The organism is Vibrio scophthalmi LMG 19158 (genome assembly GCF_000222585.1).
Classification (GTDB): Bacteria; Pseudomonadota; Gammaproteobacteria; order Enterobacterales; family Vibrionaceae; genus Vibrio; species Vibrio scophthalmi.
In genome coordinates this window covers 122,372-146,611 of the sequence record NZ_AFWE01000182.1, presented here as the reverse complement: position 1 = coordinate 146,611, position 24,240 = coordinate 122,372, and the positions used below count along the sequence as shown (strand labels likewise).

Annotated in this window: 21 protein-coding genes; 6 read left to right on the top strand and 15 right to left on the bottom strand. The window is 46.0% G+C overall.

Translation table 11 applies throughout. The annotated features are described in order from the left end of the window. Window positions 1-2: 2 nt before the first annotated feature. From RH88_RS15310 to RH88_RS15290, 5 genes are all read right to left on the bottom strand, one after another. Entirely contained in the window at window positions 3-3,152 is a 3,150-nt protein-coding gene (locus RH88_RS15310) for an efflux RND transporter permease subunit (RefSeq protein ID WP_005597624.1), read from the bottom strand. After that, window positions 3,149-4,879 carry an efflux RND transporter periplasmic adaptor subunit gene (locus RH88_RS15305; RefSeq protein ID WP_005597622.1) on the bottom strand — a complete coding sequence of 577 codons (1,731 nt, stop codon included), beginning with the start codon at window positions 4,877-4,879 and terminating at the stop codon, window positions 3,149-3,151. The genes RH88_RS15310 and RH88_RS15305 overlap by 4 nt, the downstream gene beginning before the upstream one ends. Before the next feature lie 9 nt (window positions 4,880-4,888). Continuing rightward, window positions 4,889-6,304 carry a TolC family protein gene (locus RH88_RS15300; RefSeq protein ID WP_005597619.1) on the bottom strand — a complete coding sequence of 472 codons (1,416 nt, stop codon included), beginning with the start codon at window positions 6,302-6,304 and terminating at the stop codon, window positions 4,889-4,891. A gap of 107 nt (window positions 6,305-6,411) precedes the next feature. After that, window positions 6,412-6,810 (bottom strand): hypothetical protein, encoded by a 399-nt coding sequence (locus RH88_RS15295; protein WP_005597617.1) that lies wholly within the window; start codon window positions 6,808-6,810, stop codon window positions 6,412-6,414. Window positions 6,811-6,942: 132 nt separating this feature from the next. Continuing rightward, a complete protein-coding gene (locus RH88_RS15290; RefSeq protein WP_005597615.1) occupies window positions 6,943-8,049 on the bottom strand; it encodes a M20/M25/M40 family metallo-hydrolase in 1,107 nt (368 codons plus the stop codon). A 329-nt stretch (window positions 8,050-8,378) separates the two neighbouring features. Here RH88_RS15290 and hppD point away from each other — a divergent pair, with 329 nt between their 5' ends. From hppD to maiA, 4 genes are read left to right on the top strand one after another with little or no spacing between them, the layout of a single operon-like run. After that, a complete protein-coding gene (gene hppD / locus RH88_RS15285; RefSeq protein WP_005597613.1) occupies window positions 8,379-9,452 on the top strand; it encodes a 4-hydroxyphenylpyruvate dioxygenase in 1,074 nt (357 codons plus the stop codon). Then, on the top strand, window positions 9,445-10,575 hold the full coding sequence (locus RH88_RS15280) for a homogentisate 1,2-dioxygenase (RefSeq protein WP_005597610.1): 1,131 nt from the start codon (window positions 9,445-9,447) through the stop codon (window positions 10,573-10,575). Before hppD ends, RH88_RS15280 begins: the two co-directional genes overlap by 8 nt. 27 nt (window positions 10,576-10,602) lie before the next feature. Then, a complete protein-coding gene (locus RH88_RS15275) occupies window positions 10,603-11,610 on the top strand; it encodes a fumarylacetoacetate hydrolase family protein (RefSeq protein WP_005597608.1) in 1,008 nt (335 codons plus the stop codon). Continuing rightward, on the top strand, window positions 11,610-12,260 hold the full coding sequence (maiA, locus tag RH88_RS15270; protein WP_005597606.1) for a maleylacetoacetate isomerase: 651 nt from the start codon (window positions 11,610-11,612) through the stop codon (window positions 12,258-12,260). The genes RH88_RS15275 and maiA overlap by 1 nt, the downstream gene beginning before the upstream one ends. Before the next feature lie 78 nt (window positions 12,261-12,338). Here maiA and RH88_RS15265 read toward each other — a convergent pair whose 3' ends face one another. The 5 genes from RH88_RS15265 to RH88_RS15245 all read right to left on the bottom strand — a co-directional run bounded on the left by RH88_RS15265 (window position 12,339) and on the right by RH88_RS15245 (window position 16,275). Beyond that, window positions 12,339-12,524, bottom strand: a complete 186-nt coding sequence (locus RH88_RS15265) for a hypothetical protein (protein WP_005597603.1) — start codon at window positions 12,522-12,524, stop codon at window positions 12,339-12,341. A 168-nt stretch (window positions 12,525-12,692) separates the two neighbouring features. Beyond that, window positions 12,693-13,733 (bottom strand): J domain-containing protein, encoded by a 1,041-nt coding sequence (locus RH88_RS15260; protein ID WP_005597601.1) that lies wholly within the window; start codon window positions 13,731-13,733, stop codon window positions 12,693-12,695. Window positions 13,734-13,872: 139 nt separating this feature from the next. Further along, entirely contained in the window at window positions 13,873-14,541 is a 669-nt protein-coding gene (locus RH88_RS15255; RefSeq protein ID WP_005597599.1) for a YiaD family glycine zipper/OmpA-like lipoprotein, read from the bottom strand. 164 nt (window positions 14,542-14,705) lie between these two features. Further along, window positions 14,706-15,389, bottom strand: a complete 684-nt coding sequence (locus RH88_RS15250; RefSeq protein ID WP_005597597.1) for a DUF2786 domain-containing protein — start codon at window positions 15,387-15,389, stop codon at window positions 14,706-14,708. A gap of 202 nt (window positions 15,390-15,591) precedes the next feature. Next, on the bottom strand, window positions 15,592-16,275 hold the full coding sequence (locus tag RH88_RS15245) for a DUF3334 family protein (protein ID WP_005597596.1): 684 nt from the start codon (window positions 16,273-16,275) through the stop codon (window positions 15,592-15,594). A 255-nt stretch (window positions 16,276-16,530) separates the two neighbouring features. Here RH88_RS15245 and ydiJ point away from each other — a divergent pair, with 255 nt between their 5' ends. Then, the gene (ydiJ, locus tag RH88_RS15240) at window positions 16,531-19,557 is read left to right on the top strand and encodes a D-2-hydroxyglutarate dehydrogenase YdiJ (RefSeq protein ID WP_005597593.1); all 3,027 of its coding nucleotides are present in this window, start codon (window positions 16,531-16,533) and stop codon (window positions 19,555-19,557) included. Beyond that, window positions 19,557-20,018 (top strand): methyltransferase family protein, encoded by a 462-nt coding sequence (locus tag RH88_RS15235; RefSeq protein WP_005597590.1) that lies wholly within the window; start codon window positions 19,557-19,559, stop codon window positions 20,016-20,018. The genes ydiJ and RH88_RS15235 overlap by 1 nt, the downstream gene beginning before the upstream one ends. Before the next feature lie 77 nt (window positions 20,019-20,095). Here the strand turns inward: RH88_RS15235 and artM are convergent, their stop codons facing one another. From artM to RH88_RS15210, 5 genes are all read right to left on the bottom strand, one after another. Then, on the bottom strand, window positions 20,096-20,764 hold the full coding sequence (gene artM / locus RH88_RS15230) for an arginine ABC transporter permease ArtM (RefSeq protein ID WP_005597589.1): 669 nt from the start codon (window positions 20,762-20,764) through the stop codon (window positions 20,096-20,098). Further along, window positions 20,761-21,450, bottom strand: a complete 690-nt coding sequence (artQ, locus tag RH88_RS15225; RefSeq protein ID WP_005597588.1) for an arginine ABC transporter permease ArtQ — start codon at window positions 21,448-21,450, stop codon at window positions 20,761-20,763. Before artQ ends, artM begins: the two co-directional genes overlap by 4 nt. A gap of 1 nt (window position 21,451) precedes the next feature. Beyond that, window positions 21,452-22,183: an arginine ABC transporter substrate-binding protein gene (locus RH88_RS15220; protein WP_005597587.1), complete on the bottom strand. Its 732-nt coding sequence runs from the start codon at window positions 22,181-22,183 to the stop codon at window positions 21,452-21,454. Window positions 22,184-22,241: 58 nt separating this feature from the next. Next, a complete protein-coding gene (gene artP / locus RH88_RS15215) occupies window positions 22,242-22,970 on the bottom strand; it encodes an arginine ABC transporter ATP-binding protein ArtP (protein ID WP_005597586.1) in 729 nt (242 codons plus the stop codon). A gap of 284 nt (window positions 22,971-23,254) precedes the next feature. After that, the gene (locus RH88_RS15210; RefSeq protein WP_005597585.1) at window positions 23,255-23,980 is read right to left on the bottom strand and encodes a DUF3581 domain-containing protein; all 726 of its coding nucleotides are present in this window, start codon (window positions 23,978-23,980) and stop codon (window positions 23,255-23,257) included. Window positions 23,981-24,240 lie beyond the last annotated feature (260 nt).

The window sequence follows — 24,240 nt, the reverse complement described above, 5'->3', positions numbered from 1 at the left end:
CCTTATTTCATTTCGTTGAGCTTACGTTGTGATTGTTTGAGTTGTTGCTGTTTCCATAATTTGAAAATGGCGGGTAAAACTAATAGCGTCAGTAATAATGCCGAGGCCATACCGCCAATCATCGGCGCGGCGATACGCTGCATCACTTCAGAACCTGTACCATGGCCATACATGATTGGAATGAGGCCGATGATCACGGTGCTAACGGTCATCATCACAGGTCGAACCCGCAGGCCTGCACCTTGGCTAATGGCATCATTGAGTTGTTGGCCTGTCAGTGGCTGCTGAGTTGTTTGTGCGGCTGTGAGTCGCTCATCCCATGCTTGGTTGAGATAGACCAACATAATTACGCCAATCTCAACCGCAACGCCGGCAAGGGCAATAAAACCGACGCCAACCGCAATAGAGAAGTTAAAGCCGAGTAGGTACATCAACCATAAGCCGCCAACCATCGCGAGAGGTAGCGTGGCCATGATGATCAATACTTCTCCGACACGGCGGAAACTCAAATAGAGCAGCAGCACGATGATGGCCAAAGTCACAGGTACAACGACACTCAAACGTTCTTTGGCGCGTTCCATGTATTCGTATTGGCCTGACCATGTCAGTGAATAACCGGCAGGAAGCGTGAGTTGTTCGGTGACGGTTTGTTGCGCTTCTTTAACGTAGGAACCTAAATCTCGGCCCTCGATATCAACAAATACCCAGCCGTTTGGCCGTGCATTCTCGGTCTTAATCATTGGTGGGCCGTCTTCGTAACGAATATCAGCCACATCAGCAAGGGCAATGCGCGCGCCATTTGGGGTGACGAGTGGTAAATTCTGCAGTTTGACCACCGAATCACGATAATCTTGCGGGTAGCGGACATTAATTGGGTAGCGCTCTAATCCTTCTACTGTTTCTCCAACCTTCATTCCACCGACCGCAGTTGCAATCACTTGCTGTATATCGCGGATGTTAAGACCGTAACGGGCCGCTTGACGGCGATTGATATCAATCGTGACGTAACGACCGCCAGCGACTCGCTCCGCATAAACAGAGGTTGTGCCTGCAATCGGAGCGAGTATTGGCTCCAGTTTTGCGCCGAGTTGCTCTATCACCTTGAGATCGGGGCCTGCGATCTTAATGCCAATCGGGGTTTTGATCCCCGTCGCTAACATGTCGATACGAGTCTTGATTGGCATTACCCAAGCGTTGGTTAAGCCGGGAAATTGCACCAAATCATCAAACTCTTTGCGTAGCGACTCGGTGGTGACACCTTCACGCCACTCTTCGCGTGGTTTGAGTTGAATGGTGGTTTCGATCATCGTAAGAGGCGCCGGATCGGTGGCGGTTTCGGCGCGGCCAATCTTGCCCCACACGGTTTCAACTTCAGGAACCGTTTTAATTAATTTGTTGGTTTGTTGCAGTAACTCGCGAGCTTTACCAATCGAGATTCCTGGGTAGGTCGTTGGCATGTACATCAGATCGCCTTCATCCAACGGAGGAATGAACTCACTGCCAAGTTGTTTGGTTGGATAGCAGGCTGATGCTAATAACACCAACGCAAAACAAATCATGCTTTTCGGATAGCGCAAGCTGAGGTTTAGCATGGGGCGATAGAGAGCAACCAAACCACGATTGATAGGATTTTTATGCTCAGGAAGAATTCGGCCTCGCACGAAATAGCCCATCAAAACGGGCACTAGCGTGATGGCCAAACCTGCCGAGGCCGCCATTGCATAAGTCTTAGTAAATGCCAACGGAGAGAACATTTTGCCTTCTTGACCTTCAAGGGCAAAGACGGGCACAAAGCTCAACGTAATGATCAACAGCGAGAAAAACAGTGGCGCGCCGACTTCTTCAGCGGCTTTACTGATTACCTGCCAACGATTCTCATCCGTTAGCGGCGTTTTTTCGATGTGCTTATGCACGTTTTCAATCATCACTATCGCGCCATCAACCATGGCGCCAATCGCAATGGCGATGCCACCTAATGACATAATATTGGCATTGATACCTTGCCAGTGCATCACAATAAAGGCGGATAGAATACCGATGGGTAAGCTAATGGCTATGACTAATGATGAGCGAATATGGAATAGAAACAGTGCGCAAACGACGGCGACAACTAAGAACTCTTCGGCCAGTTTTTGCCAAAGATTATCAACGGCTGAATTGATTAACGTTGAGCGATCATAGGTGGTGACGATTTCAACGCCTTCAGGCAGTCCCGCCTGAAGTTCAGCCAGTTTGATTTTGACATTATCAATCACTTGGCTGGCATTTTCGCCAAAACGCATCACGATAACGCCGCCAACTGCTTCACCCTCGCCATTAAGCTCTGAAATACCTCGGCGCATTTGTGGCCCTAAGCTAATATCTGCCACATCACCAAGCAGCAGTGGTGTGCCTTTTGGTGTTACTTTTAATGGCAATGCTTGTAAGTCATCAATGCTTGAGAGATACCCCGATGAGCGCACCATATGTTCCGCTTCAGCGACCTCAATCACTGAGGCGCCACTCTCTTGGTTGCCGTTACTAATGGCTGAGTTGACTTGTTGTAATGTCAGATCGTAAGCACGCAATTTGGCCGGATCGATTTGTACTTGGTACTGCTTAACCATACCACCCACAGTCGCAACCTCAGAGACGCCCGAGACGGTTTGCAGCTCATATTTTAAGAACCAATCTTGCAGGCTGCGTAATTGAGCTAGATCGTGTTGGCCAGTTTTGTCTTGCAGCACATAGCTGTAAACCCAGCCCACGCCGGTTGCATCCGGGCCAAGGGTCGGCTTTGCTTGAGAGGGCAAGTTAGGGGCAACTTGGCTTAAATACTCTAACACTCGTGAGCGAGCCCAATACATGTCGGTATCATCGTTAAAAATGATGTAGACATAAGAATCGCCAAAAAATGAGTAGCCGCGCACTGTTTCCGCTCCAGGCACCGCGAGCATAGCCGTAGTGAGGGGATAGGTGACCTGATCCTCGACCACTTGCGGCGCTTGGCCGGGATAGCTAGTTTTTATGATCACCTGTACGTCAGAGAGATCTGGGATCGCATCGACAGGGGTATTTTTAACGCTGTATAGCCCTGCAAATGTCAGCAATATGGCGGCAACTAACACCAAAAAGCGATTGTTGATAGACCAACGAATAATGGCTCCAATCATTGTTGGTCTCCTGCTACTGGATGTTGTTCAGTGGAGGGAATAATCTGTTTCAGCTGCCATTCACCCATTTGATTAGCGACTAGAAATCGAACCCTTTGGCCCTCGCTAAAGGGGGATAAATCGAAGTTATCAGTCACTTCAAAGTTTTGCTCTCCCGCTGACCATTTGAGTGATTCAACATTTTGATGCGAAAGTGTCACCATATTGAAGTCACTCATTAACATGGTGATCTGACCGTCGATCCATACTTGGTCTGCAGGGCTTTGCGCAGGTTTGATTTGTGTAATTAGGTAATCCCCTTGAGCGGTTTTCTCCATCTCAAAGTCGATCGACTGACCCTGCTTGAGCGCTGTAATATCCAGTGAAGGATGGAGTGTAAAATTCATCACCATGCCAGGCCAATTCCAGGCTTCGACAGGTTGGTGATTAATTGTCACCATACGGTGATTTGCCATGATGTCGGTGATTTGTCCATTTGCCCACGCCGTCACCGGTGAACTATCGGTACCATTAATTCGCGAGAGATCAGCGCTTTGGCTAGATTCTGAGTCCAACATAAATTGTGCTGAGATCACGACATAATCGGCGGCAGTTAAGCCAGATAATATTTCAATTCGGTCGGCGGCTTCTCGGCCTGTCTCGATTCGGGCTGAACGATATTTACCATCGCCTAGGGCAAGTACCACACGACTCATCGCTCCTGACCGGATAACGGCTGAGCGAGGAATGGTTAAGACTTGATCTTCGCTCACGAGGGTTAAGCGAATATTGGCGAACATGTTTGGCTTTAACTCACCTTGAGGGTTGTCGAACTTGAGTCTTACCCGCAAGGTACGCGTGGCCGGATCGAGGATCGGGTAGACATAATCGACCATGCCTTGCCAAGTTTGACCGGGAATCGCATCCAACGTCATATTGGCTTGGCTACCCGATTTAACCCAATGGCCTTGGCGTTCAAATAGTTCAACATCAACCCAAACATGGTCTAGTGGGCCAGCACTGATTGCCGTTTGCGCCGGCGTTAAATAGCCACCTTCACGCACGTTTAAATTGGCGATTACGCCATCAGCAATGGCTTTGATCTCAATGTGTTGTTTGGCCTTGCCACGGCGATAGATTTGTTGAATTTGCGCGTCATCAATACCGAGCGCACTTAGTCGCTGCTTTGCGGCGCTAATAATTGCTTTGCGTCCAGTACGGCTAGCATTAAGCAGTTCTTCTTGTGCTTTGACTAAGTCAGGTGAATAGAACGTAAATAACACGTCACCTTGTTTTACTTTTTCGCCGACTGCATCGACATAAAGTTTTTCCACCCAACCACTGGTGCGGACATTCGTTTGCCATAGCGTGCTTTCATCAAACGCAACATAGCCAACAGCATCGATTGTCGGACGCAGGGGCTGTAACTCGACTTGGGTTGTTTTTACCCCAAGATTGTTTTCTACCGCGGCGGAAATGGTGACGGTTCCTTTGGCTTGAGGTTGGTTTGAGTCTTCAGCGTAAACAGGGACCAAATCCATTCCCATAGGGGATTTGCCCGGTTTATCTCGCTGATAATTTGGGTCCATTGGCGCGACCCAATAAAGTGGTTCTTGCGAAGGTTCGTTGGTGCTGCTTAGTGATGTCGATGCAGTGGAGTGCGAAGCTGGCATCAACCATTGATTAGCGGAAAATCCAAGGGCACCACCCACGAGTAGGGCAACCGTAGCGATTTTTAAATTTTTCATGAAATACTCCTAGCGATGTTCGTCGGTTGTAAGCGTGAGTTGTGGCTCTATGTTGAAAGCGCCGACTAAATTGGCTAATTGATTGTTGATAATGTTCAAGTCGGTCAGTAAACGCTGGTATTCAAGTTCAATGGCTAACTGGTTAGTTGAGCTTGTGACAATGTCACTAAATGTGGCGCTGTTATTTTGATAACCTTGTTCAACTGCCTTACGCTGAGCATTGGCTTGTTTAAGCAGCGTCGAGCGGTAGCGCTCGATACGTTCGAGAGTGAACTGACGATTAGAGAGCAGAGCTGAGAGTTGGCTATTAAGCTTTGCTAACCACGCATCTTTTTGTGCTTGCGCCGAACCAACTTGGTATTGTGCTGCTGCGTGGGCTTTATCTTGTTTGTTCCCGGTAAAGAGCGGCACATCGAGGGTGAGATAAGCACTTACCATATCGGGGGCGGGCTCTCCTCGCATATTATTAGCTTGGCGATGCGCATACATAAGCTCAACACCGAACTGCGGTGAGTAAGCTTGTTCGGCGAGAGATACTTGCGATTTTGCCGCGAGAATGGACGCATCAAGTGATTGCAACATAGGATGTTGGCGTAATAGCGCATAGCGATCGTTTGGGCTCTGCAGTGTCGCTAATTTGCTGTTAAGCCTTGTCCAGTCGATTTGATTCGATGCTTTGATATGACTCAGGTCTAGCAACGACATCTCGACAGAGTGAGCTGAAATAGCAGGAAACCATTCAGAAAACTGCGCAACAATGCCTTGTTGCATCTGTTGATTAGAGAGCAGTTTTTGTTCCAATTGGCTGACGCGAAGTTGTGCGGTAATCACATCCTGTGATTCGCTTAACCCTAATGCGTAATTGCTATCAAGACTTGCTTCCAATTGAATCAACCAGCGTTTTTGCTCTTGTAATAACTGTGCTGCCGTTTGGTTATACCCAAGCTCTAACCAAAGCGTGGTGATTTGCATTGCGACTTCTTGCGCGCGCAAATTCGCTTGATTGAGCCCGACATTAGCTTGATTTTTGGCTTGTTCTGCTTGGTAGACGGTACTATCACCGCGGTCAAATTTTTGCATTATCCCTAAAGAGATGTTGCTCATTGGATCCTCGTCCAGCGCAAAACTATCGACAGGCACACCGCCAAAACCCACTTTGATGGTGGGATCGGCCAGCGTTGCTTTCGCAAGGCCACTATTTAGACTTGCTTGAGATTGACCGATTAACTGTTGACGCGTTGCGTCCCCAGCGATGGCAAGATTGATCAGTTGCTCAAGGTTAACCGAACCATCGACACTGTTAGCCTTGGCAGAGGTCGTTTCTGAGGCGGATGTTGGCCTATTTTGCTCTGCAGCCATGGCAGGGGTGAGTGAGCTCATTGCAGTTGCGAGCGCAAACGTCACCAAATTTAGATGAAATTTCACAATTCAATCCATTCATAGTAAATGCGCGTGGAGCGAATCCTCGGGCATTGAAAGTAGGGTGGTTACAGCGCGTGTTGCGATGTAAACAGTACTGAAATGAATAGAATTTAAGCGTTTGGCGGGCGATAGAGTGAACGAGCTATTTCAATAATATCTCGATGGGATTCAAGCGGAAAACTCACCGCGTGAGCGATGCGAATGTGTTCGGTTGGTTCAGCAAGTAACGCTGCTAAGACGGTAATACAAGTGGTATCACAGCATTCATGATAGAGAGAGTCGCTACTTGAACAATCTTCAGTAGCGCTAGATGACGGCATCATCTGATGATGACTCGTTGCGGATGCCATATCAGACATCATCTCCGGCGTGCATGAGCTTAAATTGTGTTGGCTCATTTGCAGCATTTGAATTGGCATTAGTGTTTTGCTCGACGCCATATTTGACGCGACAAGCGTCAATGCCGTAAGCAACACTAACCAAATTGTACGCAGAGATTTTGCGTGCATATTGAGACCAATTCAAAAAGAGAGGTGTTTAAAATAATCCTTCCCCCTAGGGGAAGGTCAAGAAAAAAGGCCTGATAAATTGCAATTTATCAGGCCTAAAGCGTTAATTTGTCGGTCACTAACCGGAAATGATTAGTGTGTTAAGTAGTGCTGCACAAACTCAGTGACTTTAACCATGTCATCAATAGCAATGAACTCTTCCGTGGTATGTACTTTAGACATACCGGTTGAGATGTTTACTGTCGTTAGACCCAGTTTGTTGAAGTTATTTGCGTCGCTACCACCACCCGTTGCTTTGGTGATTGGCTCTGCGCCAATGGCGCTGAAAGAGGCTTTTACTTGCTCGATATGTGGGTGATCATCTGCAATAACAAAACCATCGTAAGCTCGGGTTGATTCAATCTCTACCGTTGCGCCATGCTTATCTGCTGCTGCTTGGAAGGTATCAATCATGTGCTGAACTTGTTTTGCTAGTTTATCGTTATTCAGTGAGCGAGCTTCAGCGATGATGTTCAGTTCAGGCATAACGATGTTCGTCGCATTACCACCTTCAACGATACCGATGTTTGCGGTAGTTTCTGAATCAATGCGTAGCAAATTCATTTGGGTAATTGCATCGGCAGCAACACCAATCGCACTGATGCCTTCTTCAGGCGCAAGACCTGCGTGTGCAGGGCGACCAATAATTTTGGCAACGATTTTTTGTTGGCCAGGCGCTGCGTTAACGATGCTGCCAATTGGGCCACCGGTATCAAGTACAATCGCTTTATCCGATTTGATGAAGCTCATATCGAAGTGTTCAGAGCCGTGTAGACCACCTTCTTCATGGACAGTAAAGGCGATTTCTAGCGTTTTGTGCTCAAGGTTTTCAGCTTGGATACAACGGACTGCTTCCATAATCGCAGCAATGCCTGATTTATCATCGCCCCCCAGAATGGTATTGCCTTTAGAGCGAATGATGCCATCTTCAATGATAGGCTCAATGCCTTTGCCCGGAGTCACTGTATCCATATGGCAACTCATTACCACGCTGTCTGCAAGTGTGCCTTCTAAGCGTGCATAGATGTTGAAACCATTAGTGTACTGCTTTGGTACTGGTAGCTTATGAACGGTGAAGCCAAGCTCACCAAGTTGTTCTGCAAGCGCTTCAGCAATCTCTTTCTCAAAGCCTGTTTCACTGTCGATTTTAATTAGTTGGCAGAAATGCTCTACCAGGCGATCACGGTTAATTGGATTCATTGTTATATCTCATTAGGGAACAGAGGCAGTTAACATAGCCCTGATTTGCAGGGGTATACCCTGATGTAAATCAAAGTTTCTCCCTATCTGGCTGCAACAATTACACGATGTAAACCAATTGTTACGGGTGGCGGATTTTAATTGTCGATAAATCAACGCATTGTATTAAAAACAAGCAGTGGCAAGTTGGTTTTACATTTGTCAGGAAGTCTCTTTCCCATTCAAGTTTCCGTCTCAGTTTTCCATGTTTAGTTCCGTAGGCCAAAGTTAATTAAAGCAGTCATTCCTACGACCAATGACAACGGCTATAGACGGACAGCGAGGTTAAAATGAACAGTGAATACAATCCATTAGGGACAGATGGTTTTGAGTTTGTTGAGTACACCGCCGCGGATGAGCAAGGCATAGAACAGCTTAAATCTTTGTTTGCATCACTGGGTTTTGCTGAAATTGCAAAACATCGCTCGAAAGAAGCGTGGTTGTTTAGGCAAGGGGAGATTAATTTTATCGTCAATGCCGAGCCTTATAGCCAAGCCCATCGCTGCGCCAAGCAGCATGGCCCATCGGTCTGCGGTATGGCGTTTCGGGTGGCAAATAGTGGCGAGGCCATGCGCTATGCATTAACCAATGGCGCCACTGAATACCAGACGGAAATTGGCCCTATGGAGCTTTCAATTCCGGCTATTCATGGTATCGACGGCAGTTTGATCTACTTTGTCGATCGTTATGGTGAACAGAGTATTTATGATGTCGATTTTTGTTTTTATGCCGATGCTGAACAGCGCTGTCGTGAACAAAGTGTTGGCTTGTTTGAGGTCGATCATTTAACCCACAACGTTAAACAAGGCCATATGGACGTGTGGTCGGGATTCTATGAACGTATCGGCAATTTTCGTGAGATCCGCTATTTTGATATAGAGGGCAAACTCACCGGGTTAGTGAGCCGAGCGATGACATCACCTTGTGGGAAAATACGCATTCCAATCAATGAGTCATCAGATGACAAATCGCAGATTGAAGAGTTTATTCGCGAATACAACGGCGAAGGTATTCAGCATATTGCGCTGAGTACTGATGATATCTACCAGACCGTAATCGATCTTCGCGCACGAGGAATGCTGTTTATGCCAACCCCCGATACCTATTATCAGAAGGTGAATCAGAGAGTGGAAGGGCATCATGAAGATTTAGAACGATTAAAGCAGTTACGTATCTTGATTGATGGCGCGCCGATGAAAGATGGTATTTTGCTACAGATCTTCACTCAAACGGTTATCGGTCCAGTATTTTTCGAAATCATTCAACGAAAGGGCAATCAGGGCTTTGGCGAAGGTAACTTTAAAGCGCTGTTTGAGTCGATTGAAGAGGATCAAATACAGCGAGGAGTGCTAAAGGATGCGTAAAGGGATCACTTATCCGCACCGCGAAGGGATTTGCTCAAAACAAGCTCACGCTGATTTCCCTAAGCAAGCCATCTATGAAAGAGAAGCCGGCCGCTCTGGCTTTTTTGGCCCAGCGGCCCATTTTCACCATCAACACGCGCCAACAGGTTGGCAAGAGTGGCAGGGCGAACTGCGGCCACGTGCGTTTAACTTCAATCATGTCGAGCAAAGTAAGCAAACTTCGCCTTGGGATGTTCCGCCCTTATTGCATAACGCACAGTGCAAAGTTCGCGTGTGGCGGCTGAAGGAAAATATGCCTTTTATTGCCCGCAATGCCGACGGTGATGAACTGCTGTTTATTCATCAAGGCTCTGCAGAACTGTTTTGTGATTATGGCCATTTAAGTGTCGTGACCGGTGATTACGTTTTGATCCCGAGGTCAACCAATTGGCGCTTAGAACCCCACGAGCCAATGTTTCTGTTAATGATTGAGTGCAGTGATGGTAGCTATGGTTTGCCAGAGAAAGGCTTAGTCGGTCAACATGCGATATTTGACCCCGCAGCTTTGGATGTACCTCAAATCAACGCGGCTTTTCAAGCTCAGTACAGTGAAGCCACCACGCAGGTATTGGTTAAACGACATAATCAAGTCAGCACCATTACTTATCCCTTTAATCCGCTTGATGCCATTGGTTGGCATGGCGACTTGTCGGTCGTTAGACTCAATTGGCGCGATATTCGCCCACTGATGTCCCATCGTTATCATTTACCGCCGTCTGCCCACACGACGTTTGTCGGAGAAGGATTTGTGGTGTGTACGTTTGTGCCACGCCCAATAGAAAGCGATCCAGGCGCACTTAAAGTGCCGTTTTATCATAACAATGATGATTATGACGAAGTGCTGTTTTACCACGAAGGTGATTTTTTCAGTCGTGACAATATTGAAGCGGGCATGGTGACGTTTCATCCCGCAGGTTTTACTCATGGACCTCATCCTAAGGCCTTTGCCGCCAGTCAATCAAATCCGAAAAAACGCACTGATGAAGTTGCCGTGATGATTGATACCCGCCATGCACTTGAGTTTTCTTCCGCGGCGCAGGCGGTTGAATTACCGGACTATGTTTATAGTTGGCGATCTGCCTAACTGAGCCACTTTAGGGAGTGAAGAAGTATGAAACTTGCCACATTAAAAAATCAAACTCGAGATGGCTTGCTGGTGGTGGTCAATCGCGCGATGACACATTGCATTGCCGTGCCGAATATTGCCGATACGATGCAGCAATTGCTTGATAATTGGCATCAGTTAGAAACGCCTTTGCAAGCGGTGTATCACGCCCTTAATCAAGGAGAAATCGAAGGCATACCGTTTGAGCCACACCGTTGTGAATCGCCGCTGCCGCGCGCTTATCAATGGGCCGATGGGAGTGCTTACGTCAATCATGTTGAGTTGGTGCGTAGGGCCCGTGGTGCCGACATGCCGCAAAGCTTCTGGCATGATCCGCTGATGTACCAAGGTGGCTCGGATACGTTTATTGGTCCCTGTGACGACATCGTTTTTTCCTCTCAAGAGTGGGGAATTGATTTTGAAGCGGAAGTGGCGGTGATCACTGATGATGTGCCGATGGGTTGTAGCGTGGAGCAAAGTGAGCAGATGATCCGCTTGTTTATGCTGGTCAATGATGTTTCTTTACGCGGTTTGATTCCCGCAGAGCTCGGCAAAGGCTTTGGCTTTTATCAATCCAAGCCCTCTTCGGCATTTTCGCCGGTGGCCGTTACGCCGGATGAGTTGGGAGATGCGTGGCGTGAAGGAAAACTACATCTCGCGATGCGCAGTTATTACAACGACGAGTTGTTTGGCTGTCCAGATGCTGGATGCGATATGACGTTTAACTTTTACCAGTTGATCGCTCATGCGGCAAAAACGCGCGCGTTAGGGGCGGGGACAATTATCGGCTCGGGCACGGTCTCGAATAAGCAAGGTACAGAGCATGGTAGTGCAATCAGTGAAGGCGGGTTAGGCTACTCGTGTATTGCGGAGCTACGGATGATTGAGACGATCCGTGATGGCCAACCTACCACCTCTTTTATGCGCTTTGGTGACCGGGTAAAAATTGAAATGTTAGATTCACACGGTATCAGTTTATTCGGTGCAATTGAACAAAAGGTGGTGCAGAACTAATGCAATTATACGGTTACTGGCGATCCTCCGCAGCCTATCGGGTGAGGATTGCGCTCAACTTAAAGCGTATCCCATATCAGTATATTGCGGTTAACTTGCTTAAAAATGGCGGGGAGCAACATTCACCTGAATTTCATACCCTTAACTCGAATGAATTGGTTCCGGTGCTGGTACACGGTGGTTTGCGCTTGAACCAATCTTTGGTGATCTTAGATTATCTGGATGAGCAATTTCCCGAGCCCTTGTTAGTGCCACTCTCAGGTGAAAAGCGATATCTGATCAGAGCCTTAGCGAACGATATTGCGGTTGATATTCATCCGCTTAATAACCTACGTGTGCAACAATATTTAACTGCCCAAGCTAAGTTGAACCAACAGGCAAAGGAGAAATGGTTAAAACATTGGATTTATCGTGGTTTTTGTAGCTTGGAGAATAAGTTAGCCGACAGTGCAGGGAAATATTGTGTGGGTAGTGAGGTGTCGTTGGTTGATGTTTGTCTCGTACCTCAAGTTTATAATGCCTTGCGGCTGGAGATGGATCTTGGGCCGTTCCCAACCATTGAACGGCTGTATCACACGCTTAATCAGAAAGAAGCCTTTGCGATGGCACAGCCTGAAAGGCAGCCCGATGCGGTATTGAGCAAACCGTAAAGCAAAAGTTGATAGCATAAAAAAACCACCATTAGCTGGTGGTTTCTCGCGAGTCATTCTTTTTACAATGATGATGAATTATTGCATTACCTGCGCCTGACGGGCTCTTTGCTGTAATTCAGCAATATTAAATTGGCGCACGTCCAGCGCTGCCAAGTCGAAACACTCTTTACAAGAGTGGTGACATAAACCGTCAATATATTCATGTTTGGCAAGTAAGCTTGGCTTCTTGCACCAATCGCATACGCCTTCGATAGTGTACATGTTAGGCTCCCGCCGTTATGACTAGGGGTTATCTTCGCGACGTATTATGACACATTTAGTTATTGCGGGTTAATATTTTGTTACTTGAACTGAGAGGGTGATCGATTGCTCAGGCATTGGTATGCCTAAGTTTTCACCGTAGGTAAGGTTTGCGTTTTTAATGTGTAACTATTTATTAACAGTGCTGAGAAGAAGTTTTAAACACGTGTTTAATCGTTTCATTTCTTCTTCGCTACCTTTTAGATCAGGATGATAGATTTTACTTAGCTGTTTGTAGCGTTGCTTAATCTGTTTTTCGTCAGGCAACTGCGCTGGCTTATAGCCAAACATTGCGCAAGCGAGATCCATATGGGGTGTTTGGCTGCTATTTGCAGTAGTGGATTGTATTGATTGTGCTTTTAGTGCCAATTGTTGTTTTTTCAACTGACTGTAAAGCAATTCTAACTGCTGCTTTTGCTTGCGCAGCGCTTTATCTTGCTGCTGAATTTGTTGTTTGAGCTCGTCGTTTTGCGACAAGTTTTGTGCTGAATGAGCATGAATTTGACCAATGGATTTTTTTTGTCTATGCCATAACCACACAAGGATCATCGACAATGCAGCTACGAGCGTGAGAAGGACAAAACTAAGCGGGTTGAGCAATGAACTTAGTGTATTGGTCGCACTGTGGGCACTTTGTTCTCGATGTTGATCATCAAGTTGTTCTATTGCTGCTAACTGTTTAGCTCTTTGAGCATTGAATTCTTGTTCCAAAATACTCGCTAAAGCTTCTTCTGCTTTAGGGTTACTGGCTGCTGCGATTTGATACCACAATTTAGCTTGGCCTAATGTATCCACCTTATCGCTATCAGTTTGGTACAGTTGCCCCAACTCAAATTGAGCTTGGTCGTCGCCAGAGATCGCCAATTTAGTTAGCCAATAAAAAGCCTGTTCTTGATTGGGCTTGCCTAAATCACCGTGGAGATAGTGGTCGATGAGTTCTCGTTGTGCGAGCTTATAACGATTGTTGGCCGCTTGTTCTAACCAATAGAGAGCTTCTTGTGATGATTGGGCAACTCCATCACCGGTCTTATAGGCTTGAGCTATTTGGTATTGAGCGCGAGGGTTGTTAAGTTCTGCTTGTGCCGTTAGTTCATCTATCGAAGTCGAGTTAGCGAAAGTGACGGAAGAAAACAATGCAAGTGAAGCAATGAATGTCTTTAGCGTATGCATGATAGTGGGACTTCCTATTCCGTGGCTATTCATTCGTTCGATGTCGGTATGGTTGTTTATTCGCTGCGCGGAGGTAGAACTATAACAACCATGCCGCAGGGCGCAAACCCATTGGCATGGTAAATAGTCAGTAAACTGATTATTTTAGAGGTAGGATCTGAATTTCTACGCGGCGGTTACATGCACGGCCACTGGTGGTTTCATTTGAACAAAGTGGGAAGCGTTCGCCGTAACCACGTGCGATTGCGCGGCCAGGGGCAACACCTTGTTGAACAAGGTAGCTACGTACTGATTCAGCACGGCGCTCAGACAGTGTTTGGTTCATTTGATCGTTACCAGTGCTATCAGTGTAGCCATTGATCACAAGGCTAGTATCTGGGTATTCAACCAAAATTGTAGCCACACCACCTAGAGTGCGGTGGATTGATGGATCAAGTTGGTATGAGCTAGACGCAAAGCCGATGCCGTTTTCTAGGCGTAGAATCAGTTGGTTTTCACCAACACGTTCAACCTGAACACCTGAATCAAGCAGCTGCTTACGCAGTGCCGCTTCTTGTTGGTCAAAGTAGTAACCCGCGCCACCACCAATTGCTGCGCCACCCGCTGCGCCAATCAGCGCATTTTTACGACGCTCTTTAGCATCATCGCCAGTCGCTAGACCAATCGCTACGCCTGCAATCGCACCAATAAGTGCGCCAGAGGTTGCCGAGTTAGTTTCGCTTTCGCCAGTAGTTGCGTTTTGACGTTGAGTTGCTTGACAGCCGGTAAGTGCAATAGTCAAAGCTAGTGCAAGAGTCAGTTTTTTCACAGTGAGTCTCTCCATGTGAGGAATACATACAGCAAATTGATGGGATGCAATTAACCTTATGATGTTCCTTATGTCAAATACACTTCACTATATTTGACAAAAGCTTAACGTGGCATGAATGAATTGTTCACTATGCCACCAGTTAGAGAGGGTTTGAGGCGAAATTAGTTGAGCAGTTTACGAGCAGGTGCACCGTCGATTGGGCGACTAACAGAGAGTGTACGGCCTTTTTTAAGGCCAACTTCATAATCATCGGTGAGGTTTTTCATCGCCTCACGCAGTTGCTGCTTAAAGGTCTCACGGTCGATATTTTTGAACTCTTTATCAATATAATCTTCGATTTTATTTGCCGACTCTTCATCAGGAGAAATTATCGGCAATTTCTCGAGTGCGCCTTCCACCCAGCCTGAAACATAAGAGTTAACGCGACGGGTAACTTCTAAGCTTGATGTACCACTGCCGGCAAAACTGTTGCGGAACTTACCAGTATGCTCATTAAGCTCGCGATAAACGATGTCAAAGGCAAAGGCGGCAAAGATTGCACGATCGGCTTCACCAATAAATTCAACACGTTTTAACCCTTTGTGGTTGAGCAGCACCGCTTCAACGCCAAATTTGGTATTAATACCACGAATGACACGCAGTAGGGTTGAGCTCACACTGGTTGGCAGTAGATGGGTTGATTGCGTTTTGCCCATCTTGATAAACTCAATATCGTCCTTATCCAAGCCATACTTGAGCATGAGGCGATGCGCCATTTTGATCGCATTCGCAGCTTCATTGACGTTGGCAGAGTTACCAAGTTCTAAACACTTGGCAATCTTTTTTAAGGCTTTTTGTTTATGCATAGATCGCGGCAAAACTCGTAAAAATAACAAAGTCGGCTATTTTAACGTGTTCTTGCAGTGGCTCGCAACTCTCGCAGCCATTATCGGCGGCAAATTTTGCTCGTGGGGTAGCCAGAAAGTAGCAAAGGCTCCTATCAGAGTATGATTAGGAGCCTTAAAAGTAACAAAGCTTCGTTTTTACGGCTGATGTTATAGCGAAATACTACAAGCCGAGTTCGCTAAGCAAATCATCGGCATCGCTATTGCTGCTTGTTTGGTTTTTCTTTTCATTTGCTTGCATTTGTTGACGAGCAGACTCAAGGATATCGTCTGGATTCTCATCTGCATCCACTTCAAATTCTTCTAGTTGGATAAATTCAGTTTTGTCCATCGCCAATTCAAGGTAGAAAATGTTGCCTTTCTCGGTAGAGAAGGTCACTCGACGCGCCTGTGGGCGGTCAAGATTAGTGTCTACAGACAAGATGACTTGCTTGTTCAGCGACAGCATTTTTGGTTGGTTTTGTGTGATGTGCGTTTGCAGCTCTTTACGGATCTTGTTGGTAAAGTCACCAACAAGTTGGTTCATAAGCTCACCCAAAACATCGCCCACTTCATCGGAGGTGTGAGCAATCGCGAGTTCTTCTGCAGGCATGCCCATGTTACGCATGTAGTTAGTGTAAATTTCTAATGCTGATTTTGCGGTAAAGTTAATGACGACAAGACCTGAGAAACCACCATCGAATAATACGAAACAGCCAAAATCAGGCTTTAGGCTGGTTTTATTGATCTTTTGCACCATGGCAGAGTAATTCACAGGGGAATTGGTGGCGGCAGTTAAGACACCAGTCACTGACTGACAAAGCTTGAGAAGGATATCTTCTGTGGTTACGATTTTATTTTTCTTCATTTTAATGCCAAACCCTGATGGTTAATTATGCACCAATTGTTCTCGATAAACTGCAGCAAATTTTGCCGCTGAGCCAATTGGTTAGATTGTATGAATGCGAGTGTCTACTAGCTTAATCTCGTTGATTCTTAGATACAAATTACATTTTGGCATTGCGAATCTGTTTTGATCACGCTTTTAAATGTTGTAAAGTGACCAAACTCAAAGAATAACAACCCAATGCTGAATGGATCAGCGTAGTAGGGGCAGGAAGCAATGTTACCAAGACTTCATTCTCAACCGGATGTTGATCATGTTGTGCTTAGTTTTCTAGAAGAACTAAAAGCGGCAGGATTCACCGGTGATATCGAAACGCAATACGCTAGCCGTTTAGCTGTAGCGACAGACAACAGTGTCTATCAATTACTACCACAAGCGATTGTTCACCCTAAATCCACTGAAGATGTGGCACTGATTGGTCAAATCAGTATCAAACCTGTTTATGAGCGAGTGAAGTTTTCTCCTCGTGGCGGCGGCACAGGTACCAACGGTCAATCATTGACTCAAGGCGTGGTGGTGGATCTTTCTCGCCACATGAATAAAGTGCTCGAGATTAATGAACAAGAAGGTTGGGTGCGTGTCCAAACTGGCGTTGTCAAAGATCAGCTAAATGATGCGGTTCGACCATTTGGTTACTTTTTCTCTCCCGATCTATCAACCAGTAATCGTGCCACGCTTGGCGGCATGATTAACACCGACGCGTCGGGACAAGGCTCATTAAAGTACGGTAAAACCTCTGATCACGTTCTATCATTGCAAGCCGTGTTTGCCGATGGCTCCATTTTAGAATCTGATTTATCTAACGGCCTACCGAATCAACATACTTATGCCGCTCATGCTCTACAAGTGACCGAGCAAGTATGCCGTGATAAACGCGCAGACATCGTGGCGAAATTCCCACCATTAAACCGTTTTTTAACCGGTTACGATTTAAAAAATGCTATCGATGAAAGTAGCGATCAATTTAATCTAACTCGCGTGCTGTGTGGCGCTGAAGGTTCGTTGGCCTTTATTACCGAAGCCAAGCTAAATCTTACCAAGATTCCTAAAGCGCGAATCTTAGTTAATGTGAAGTACAACAGCTTTGACTCTGCACTGCGTAATGCGCCATTTATGGTGGATGCGCAAGCGTTGTCGGTCGAAACGGTCGATTCAAAAGTCCTTAATCTGGCGAAAGAAGACATTGTTTGGCATACCGTCAGCGACTTAATTACTGATGTGCCAGATAAAGAGATGCTGGGCATCAATATGGTCGAATTTGCTGGCCAAGATATTGCGGAAGTAGAAGGGCAACTCAGTGCGCTAACGGCACGTCTGGACGAAATGTTAGTCAATGAGGAAGCGGGTATTATCGGCTACCAAGTGGTGAATGATGTCGCTAGCATTGGCAAAATTTACAATATGCGCAAAAAAGCCGTGGGCTTGCTTGGCGCAGCAAAAGGCCGAGCCAAACCAGTCGCTTTTGCCGAGGATACCTGTGTTCCACCAGAAAATCTGGCGGATTTTATCGACGAATTTCGCCAACTATTAGATGAAAAACAGCTTAACTACGGCATGTTTGGTCATGTTGATGCGGGGGTACTGCATGTTCGTCCAGCGCTCGATATGTGTGATCCATTGCAAGAGAAATTGATGCATGAGATCTCCGATCAAGTGGTTAAGCTGGTGGCCAAATATGGCGGTTTAATGTGGGGGGAGCACGGCAAGGGCTTCCGGTCTGAATATGGGCCAGAATTCTTTGGAGAAGCTCTATTCACTGAGCTTCGCCGGGTGAAATCTGCCTTTGACCCACATAATAAGATGAACCCAGGTAAGATCTGTACACCGCTTGAAAGCCACGAACAGTTGGTAAAAGTGTCTGACACCAAACGCGGTTTCTACGATCGCCAAATTGATGTCAAAGTGCGCGACAGCTTCAAACAGGCGATGGAGTGTAACGGTAACGGCTTGTGCTTTAACTACGATACCGCCTCGCCAATGTGCCCATCAATGAAAGTAACTGCGGATCGTCGTCATTCACCAAAAGGCCGAGCGGGTTTGGTACGTGAATGGCTGCGTCAATTGACAGAGCAAGGCATCGACATCCTTGATCTCGAAAAGCAATCACTTGAGTCAGCCAGTGTAAAAACGCTGCTTGATCGTGTACGTAATAGTTTTAATAAACGCCACCAATACGACTTCTCTCATGAAGTGTATGAAGCAATGAATGGTTGTTTAGCCTGTAAAGCGTGTGCAAGTCAGTGCCCAATAAAGGTAGATGTACCAAGCTTCCGTTCGCGTTTCTTAAACATCTATTACAGCCGCTACCAGCGACCAGCTAAAGATTATTTGGTCGCCAATATTGAAACCATGTTGCCTTTGATGGCGAAAGCACCAAAATTGGTCAACGGCGTACTCAAGCAAAAGTGGGTACAAAGTTTAACTGCTTCAACGGTTGGCTATGTTGATGCGCCACTTCTTTCTATTCCTACGCTGGCGAAACGAGTGACACAGTTAAAAGCGTTTGATATGCAGGCGTTGGCGGCGATGTCGAGTGAAGATAAAGCCAATCATGTGTTGATCGTGCAAGATCCATTTACCAGTTACTACGATGCAGATGTGGTGGATGACTTTGTTCAACTGGTGATTAAGCTGGGCAAAACGCCTGTGCTACTGCCATTCAAACCAAACGGTAAAGCGCAGCATATTAAGGGCTTCTTAGCTCAGTTTGCTCGCAATGCCAAAAGTACTGCGATGTTTTTAGAACAAGTGGCCGATTTGAGTATTCCAATGGTGGGTGTTGATCCGGCATTGGTGCTTTGTTATCGCGATGAATATAACGAAATTCTGGGTGATAAGCGTGGTGAGTTTGATGTTCTGACAGTGCATGAATGGATGTTGCCACGTTTGAATGAGTTTCATACTGGCTCAGGTGATGCCCAGCCTTGGCATTTATTGGCGCATTGTACTGAGAAAACAAAGCTGCCGAATGCTGAGAAAGAATGGGGCGCGATCTTTAACCACTTTGGGGCTAAGCTCAATACAGTGCCTGTTGGATGTTGTGGTATGGCAGGTACTTTTGGTCATGAAGTGGATAAGCTGGAAATGTCGAAGGATATTTTTGCTTTAAGTTGGAAACCTCGTTTGGAAGAGCTTCCAGCAGATCGTTGCTTGGTAACGGGTTACTCTTGTCGCAGCCAAGTAAAGCGCTTTGAACATGTGAAAACAAAACACCCATTGCAAGCCTTGTTAGAGATCGTTTAATGGAGATACTAGAGCGAAAAATTCCCCCAGTGGCACTGTTTATCCTATTTGTCATGGCGATGATTAGGTTAGACCAAGTGCTGCTGAGTTTCGCGCTTGCGCTGCCATTTACCAATGTGGTGTTGGTGGCGGCAGTGATTTTGGCTGGGGTTATCGGTATTGCGGGCGTTTATGAATTCCGCAAAGCCAAAACCACCGTTAACCCAGTCAAAGTCCACACTGCCACGAGCGTTGTTGATAGTGGCGTATTTGCTTATACACGCAATCCAATGTACTTGGCTCTGCTGATCTTATTGTTGGGTATTGGCTACTGGCAACAAAACCTCATCTGCTTATTTCTTCCGCTCGGCTTTGTATTCTATATGAACCGTTTCCAAATTCGCCCAGAAGAGAGGGCGTTGGAAAGTCTATTTGGCGCAGAATACTTAGACTACAAGCAAAAGGTTAGGCGCTGGATCTAAACAATTTGATTGGTCTACATATGGAAAAGGGAAGATAAACGACGTTTATCTTCCCTTTTTTTGTTTGCTATCTGCCATCAGGCCGCTTCAAAGGCGAGGGCTTTTTTCTCTAGTTGACGGAACAGTAGGGTTAATATGCCATTCACCATCAAATAGAATGCTCCAGCGATACCAAATACAGTCAGGGTGTCGTAGGTTTGTGCATTGATACGCTGCGCATAACCCATCAAATCCATAATCGTGATGGTACTAGCAAGCGATGTGCCTTTGAAAACTAAGATCACTTCGTTTGAATAAGCCGGTACAGCACGACGTAACGCATAAGGGAGCAATACGCGTAAACTGGTGGCTTTACCCATGCCAAGTGCTTTACAGGCTTGCCATTGTCCTTCTGGAATAGTGTTGAACGCACCTTTAAACAGCTGCGCACTGTAAGCGGCTGTATTGAGCGCCAGCGCGAACATGGCACAAAACCAAGGTTGGCTCAACCAGACCCAAAAAATGCTTTCACGAATCCATTCAAATTGTCCTGGCCCGTAGTAGACTAAGAAAATTTGTACTAACAAGGGTGTCCCAGTAAAGAGTGTGATTATAGCGCGGCTAAACCAGTGAATAACCGGAGTGCGCATGATCAACGTTACCGTCATCAGTAAAGACAAAATACAACCGACCAACAGTGACGCGATGGTCAGTTGAAAGCTGGTCATTAAGCCTTCAAGGAGTTGCCAAAGGTATTCTGCTTTCATGCTTTTGCTCCTTGAATACGACTCATGCCTTTGATAGCAAACTTGTTATCGAGAATTTTCACTAAGTATTGTGTGATCAGAGTGATCACCAGATAAATGGCCGCTGCCGTGGCATACCAAGTAAAGGCTTCATGGGTGGAAGCTGACGCTAACTGAGCTTGTTTAAGTAGATCCGTAACGCCAATCAATGAAACTAACGCCGTGTCTTTTAGCAGCACCAGCCATTGGTTGGTAAGGCCCGGTAAGGCATGACGAACGGCTTGTGGCAGTACTATCTTGAAAAAGATATGCAGACGCGACATACCAAGTGCTAATGCGGCTTCACGTTGACCACGATTTACTGCTTTCAACGCGCCACGAATGGTTTGAGAAGCGTAAGAGGCAAAAATCAGTGACAGAGCGACAACGCCGGAGATAAACGGGCTGATCTCAATAAATTCGCCTGTCAGTAAAAACAAAACTTGGGTTGAGCCAAAGTAGATAAACAGTACAACGAGTAGTTCTGGCAACCCCCTCACTAGGGTTACGAATGCGGTTGTTGGCCATCTTAGTGCAACCCGGCGCGACATCTCTCCACTAGCAAATAGAACGGCCAGTACAAGACCAACAAGTAGGCTGGTGCAAGCAAGTTGGATAGTCATCCAACTTGCTTGAACGAGCGACAATGTGTAACCCGTTAATGGCATATTATTTCCCGAAGTATTGGGTGTAGATTTCTTCGTACACGCCGTTTGCCATAACCACTTTTAGTGCGCTGTTTAACTTATCCGTTAGCGCTTGGTTATCTTTATTGACTGCGATACCAAAGCCATTGCCAAAGTATTTTGCATTCGTGATGTTGTCGCCAACATAGGTAAGGTTATCATCGCGCTTAAACCATTCTGCAACCACTGCGTTATCACCAAAGACTGAGTCGATACGACCATTTTTCATATCAAGAAACGCATCTTGATAGCTTGAATATGGTACTGCGGTTACGCCAGGCATCTGTTCAATAAGGTAGCTTTGGTGAGTTGAACCATTTTGCACACCAACACGCTTACCTTTTAGATCGGCTTGGTCAGCAACTTTACCTTGTAGCGAGATAAAAGCGGCAGAGTTGTCGTAGTATGCGTTAGAGAAGTTAACTTGCTCTAAGCGTGCTTCGGTAATATCCATTGCAGAGATAGCAGCGTCATAACGTTTGAACTTAAGAGCAGGGATTAGGCTATCGAATGCTTGGTTATGGAAAGTACAGTTGGCTTTCATTTCGTCACATAGAGCGTTAGCAAGATCGACGTCAAAACCTTGAATTTGGTTGTTCTCATCCATGAACTCAAACGGTGGGTAAGTTGCTTCCATAACGAACTTGATGTCTTGTTGTGCAAGTGCGTGAGATGAAACAACAGCGATTAACGAAGCAAGAAGAATTTTTTTCATTTTGTATAACTCCTAGATTACAAAAGCTGTCTCCGTCAATGAGCAGCGTCGTGAATAATTAGTGGTTTAAGTAGTCCGCGAACTTTTCAGTTTGTGGCTGGGTAAATACGTCATGAGTGCCGTGTTCAACAATGCGGCCTTGTTCCAGATAGAGCACGTGAGAGGCGATTTTTTTCGCAAAATCGACTTCGTGTGTTACGACTACCTGAGTAATGCCTGTCGCACTCAGCTGCTTGATGATCTCCACCACTTGATTGGTGATTTCAGGATCAAGCGCGGCGGTGGGTTCGTCAAATAGCAATACATCTGGCTTCATCATCAGTGCTCTAGCAATCGCCACACGTTGTTGCTGGCCGCCAGAGAGTTGCATTGGCCATGTGTCTGCTTTGTCGGCAAGCTTTAAAGTGGTAAGTGCTTCAAGTGCTTGTTGTTTTGCTTGTTCAGCAGGAATGCCAACGACTTTAACTGGGGCTTCAATTAGGTTTTCCATGACCGTCATGTGTGGCCACAAATTGTACTGTTGAAATACCATGCCGACTTTACGACGTAACTGACGCTCTTGTTTTTCTTCAATCGGCTGATTGAAATCAAAACTGTGATCGGCAATGGACAACTGACCATTGTCAGCGGTTTCAAGTAGGTTAAGTACTCTAAGAAGTGAACTTTTACCTGCACCACTTGGGCCAAGCAAAACAAGCGTTTCACCGTTGTGACATTCAAAGCTGACATCGTGAAGAACTTGCGTGTCACCGTATGATTTATTGATCTGCTTAACTTGAATACTCATGCTTAAATACTGCATTAATTACCACATGTCATTCATGCTACTACAAGTGAGATATTATGCAATATAAATGTATAAAAATTTGATTTGTTAATTTTTTGTATAATTATCGACCAGTGGTGCAGGATATATCGCTATGCAACAGTGGGGGTTATTTGAAAGCGAAGCAAAAGAAAAATTAGCAGTAGATAAATAGAAGCGAGGGGCGAGAATCTAGAGAAGAGAAGCGGCAACGAAAAAGCCCTCGCGATTAGGCGAGGGCTTGGGAAATCAGTTGAAGGCGCGAATTAAGCGGCTTGAGAGAATTCTGCTAGAAAACGATCTTTACGTTCGTTAAAACGATTAACTAAATCATCAATGTCTTCTTGGGTGTAGGGCTTTAGGCCGCTGGCAACCATGCGCTTAACGCCTTTACCGACCACTTCATCGTCTTGTTTGAAGTCGAAGTTAAGCGTGACGACACCACGTTTACCTTGTACATCGAAGGTGGCACCAGAGAAGATGACTTCAGGTGCTGAAATATCGAGGCGAGTGAATTCTACTTCCATGCTTTCATAGATAACCAAAGGACGTTGGCAGTTGATCATCATCTGCTTCTCTTCCATCAATGGGACCATGATATGCGGAAAGTTCATGCCCGAAAACTGCACGTAATTTCTAACGACATGTTCAATGAACGTTGCATCGTGGTTGACTTCGCCTTCACGCGACATACGTAAGTATTCTTTACCGTTGGCATCAATTACGGCCGCTTCTTTGCTACATTTATGCTCAACATGCAGCGCTACGCCATCATTCACCATGCCGGCAAAATCGAAACGCATTTTTTGGCTTACACCTTCTTTGCTTAATAAAACAGCAAACAATAAGTCACCCGGTACACAGAAGCGCTTGTTGTCTTCGTCGTGCAGTGGGTTGAAGTCGCCCGCTACTTTTTTAGCAAAATGACTTGCTTGTAAACGAGTGAATTGAAATTGATGATCTTGTGAAGAAAAGTACGGTGTTAGAGACATATCTTACGCTTAGTAGCCAAAACTGGGAGGGATTATATATGAGTAATCTCTTTGACTGGTCAATCCAGTTGCAGTAAGAGAAGAGTGCAATTGGTTGAATGGATGGGGCCAGAGGGCGTTGATGAGTTAGATGAATGGTAATTTTTGAACGTTGTTTGATAGAGAGTGCCATAAATTGTGAGGTAGTCTCTAATTGCAACCGTCAGATTTCTCCACCAATAACGGCCATGTTATCTTTATCCATAATTAAATAGGTAGGT

Bases quoted from the DNA above. Each gene is read 5' to 3' on its own strand.
- RH88_RS15310 (WP_005597624.1), bottom strand. From the start codon at position 3,152: ATGATTGGAGCCATTATTCGTTGGTCTATCAACAATCGCTTTTTGGTG.
- RH88_RS15305 (WP_005597622.1), bottom strand. From the start codon at position 4,879: ATGAAAAATTTAAAAATCGCTACGGTTGCCCTACTCGTGGGTGGTGCC.
- RH88_RS15295 (WP_005597617.1), bottom strand. From the start codon at position 6,810: ATGCACGCAAAATCTCTGCGTACAATTTGGTTAGTGTTGCTTACGGCA.
- RH88_RS15290 (WP_005597615.1), bottom strand. From the start codon at position 8,049: ATGAATCCAATTAACCGTGATCGCCTGGTAGAGCATTTCTGCCAACTA.
- hppD (WP_005597613.1), top strand. From the start codon at position 8,379: ATGAACAGTGAATACAATCCATTAGGGACAGATGGTTTTGAGTTTGTT.
- RH88_RS15280 (WP_005597610.1), top strand. From the start codon at position 9,445: ATGCGTAAAGGGATCACTTATCCGCACCGCGAAGGGATTTGCTCAAAA.
- RH88_RS15275 (WP_005597608.1), top strand. From the start codon at position 10,603: ATGAAACTTGCCACATTAAAAAATCAAACTCGAGATGGCTTGCTGGTG.
- maiA (WP_005597606.1), top strand. From the start codon at position 11,610: ATGCAATTATACGGTTACTGGCGATCCTCCGCAGCCTATCGGGTGAGG.
- RH88_RS15265 (WP_005597603.1), bottom strand. From the start codon at position 12,524: ATGTACACTATCGAAGGCGTATGCGATTGGTGCAAGAAGCCAAGCTTA.
- RH88_RS15260 (WP_005597601.1), bottom strand. From the start codon at position 13,733: ATGCATACGCTAAAGACATTCATTGCTTCACTTGCATTGTTTTCTTCC.
- RH88_RS15250 (WP_005597597.1), bottom strand. From the start codon at position 15,389: ATGCATAAACAAAAAGCCTTAAAAAAGATTGCCAAGTGTTTAGAACTT.
- RH88_RS15245 (WP_005597596.1), bottom strand. From the start codon at position 16,275: ATGAAGAAAAATAAAATCGTAACCACAGAAGATATCCTTCTCAAGCTT.
- ydiJ (WP_005597593.1), top strand. From the start codon at position 16,531: ATGTTACCAAGACTTCATTCTCAACCGGATGTTGATCATGTTGTGCTT.
- RH88_RS15235 (WP_005597590.1), top strand. From the start codon at position 19,557: ATGGAGATACTAGAGCGAAAAATTCCCCCAGTGGCACTGTTTATCCTA.
- artM (WP_005597589.1), bottom strand. From the start codon at position 20,764: ATGAAAGCAGAATACCTTTGGCAACTCCTTGAAGGCTTAATGACCAGC.
- artQ (WP_005597588.1), bottom strand. From the start codon at position 21,450: ATGCCATTAACGGGTTACACATTGTCGCTCGTTCAAGCAAGTTGGATG.
- RH88_RS15220 (WP_005597587.1), bottom strand. From the start codon at position 22,183: ATGAAAAAAATTCTTCTTGCTTCGTTAATCGCTGTTGTTTCATCTCAC.
- artP (WP_005597586.1), bottom strand. From the start codon at position 22,970: ATGAGTATTCAAGTTAAGCAGATCAATAAATCATACGGTGACACGCAA.
- RH88_RS15210 (WP_005597585.1), bottom strand. From the start codon at position 23,980: ATGTCTCTAACACCGTACTTTTCTTCACAAGATCATCAATTTCAATTC.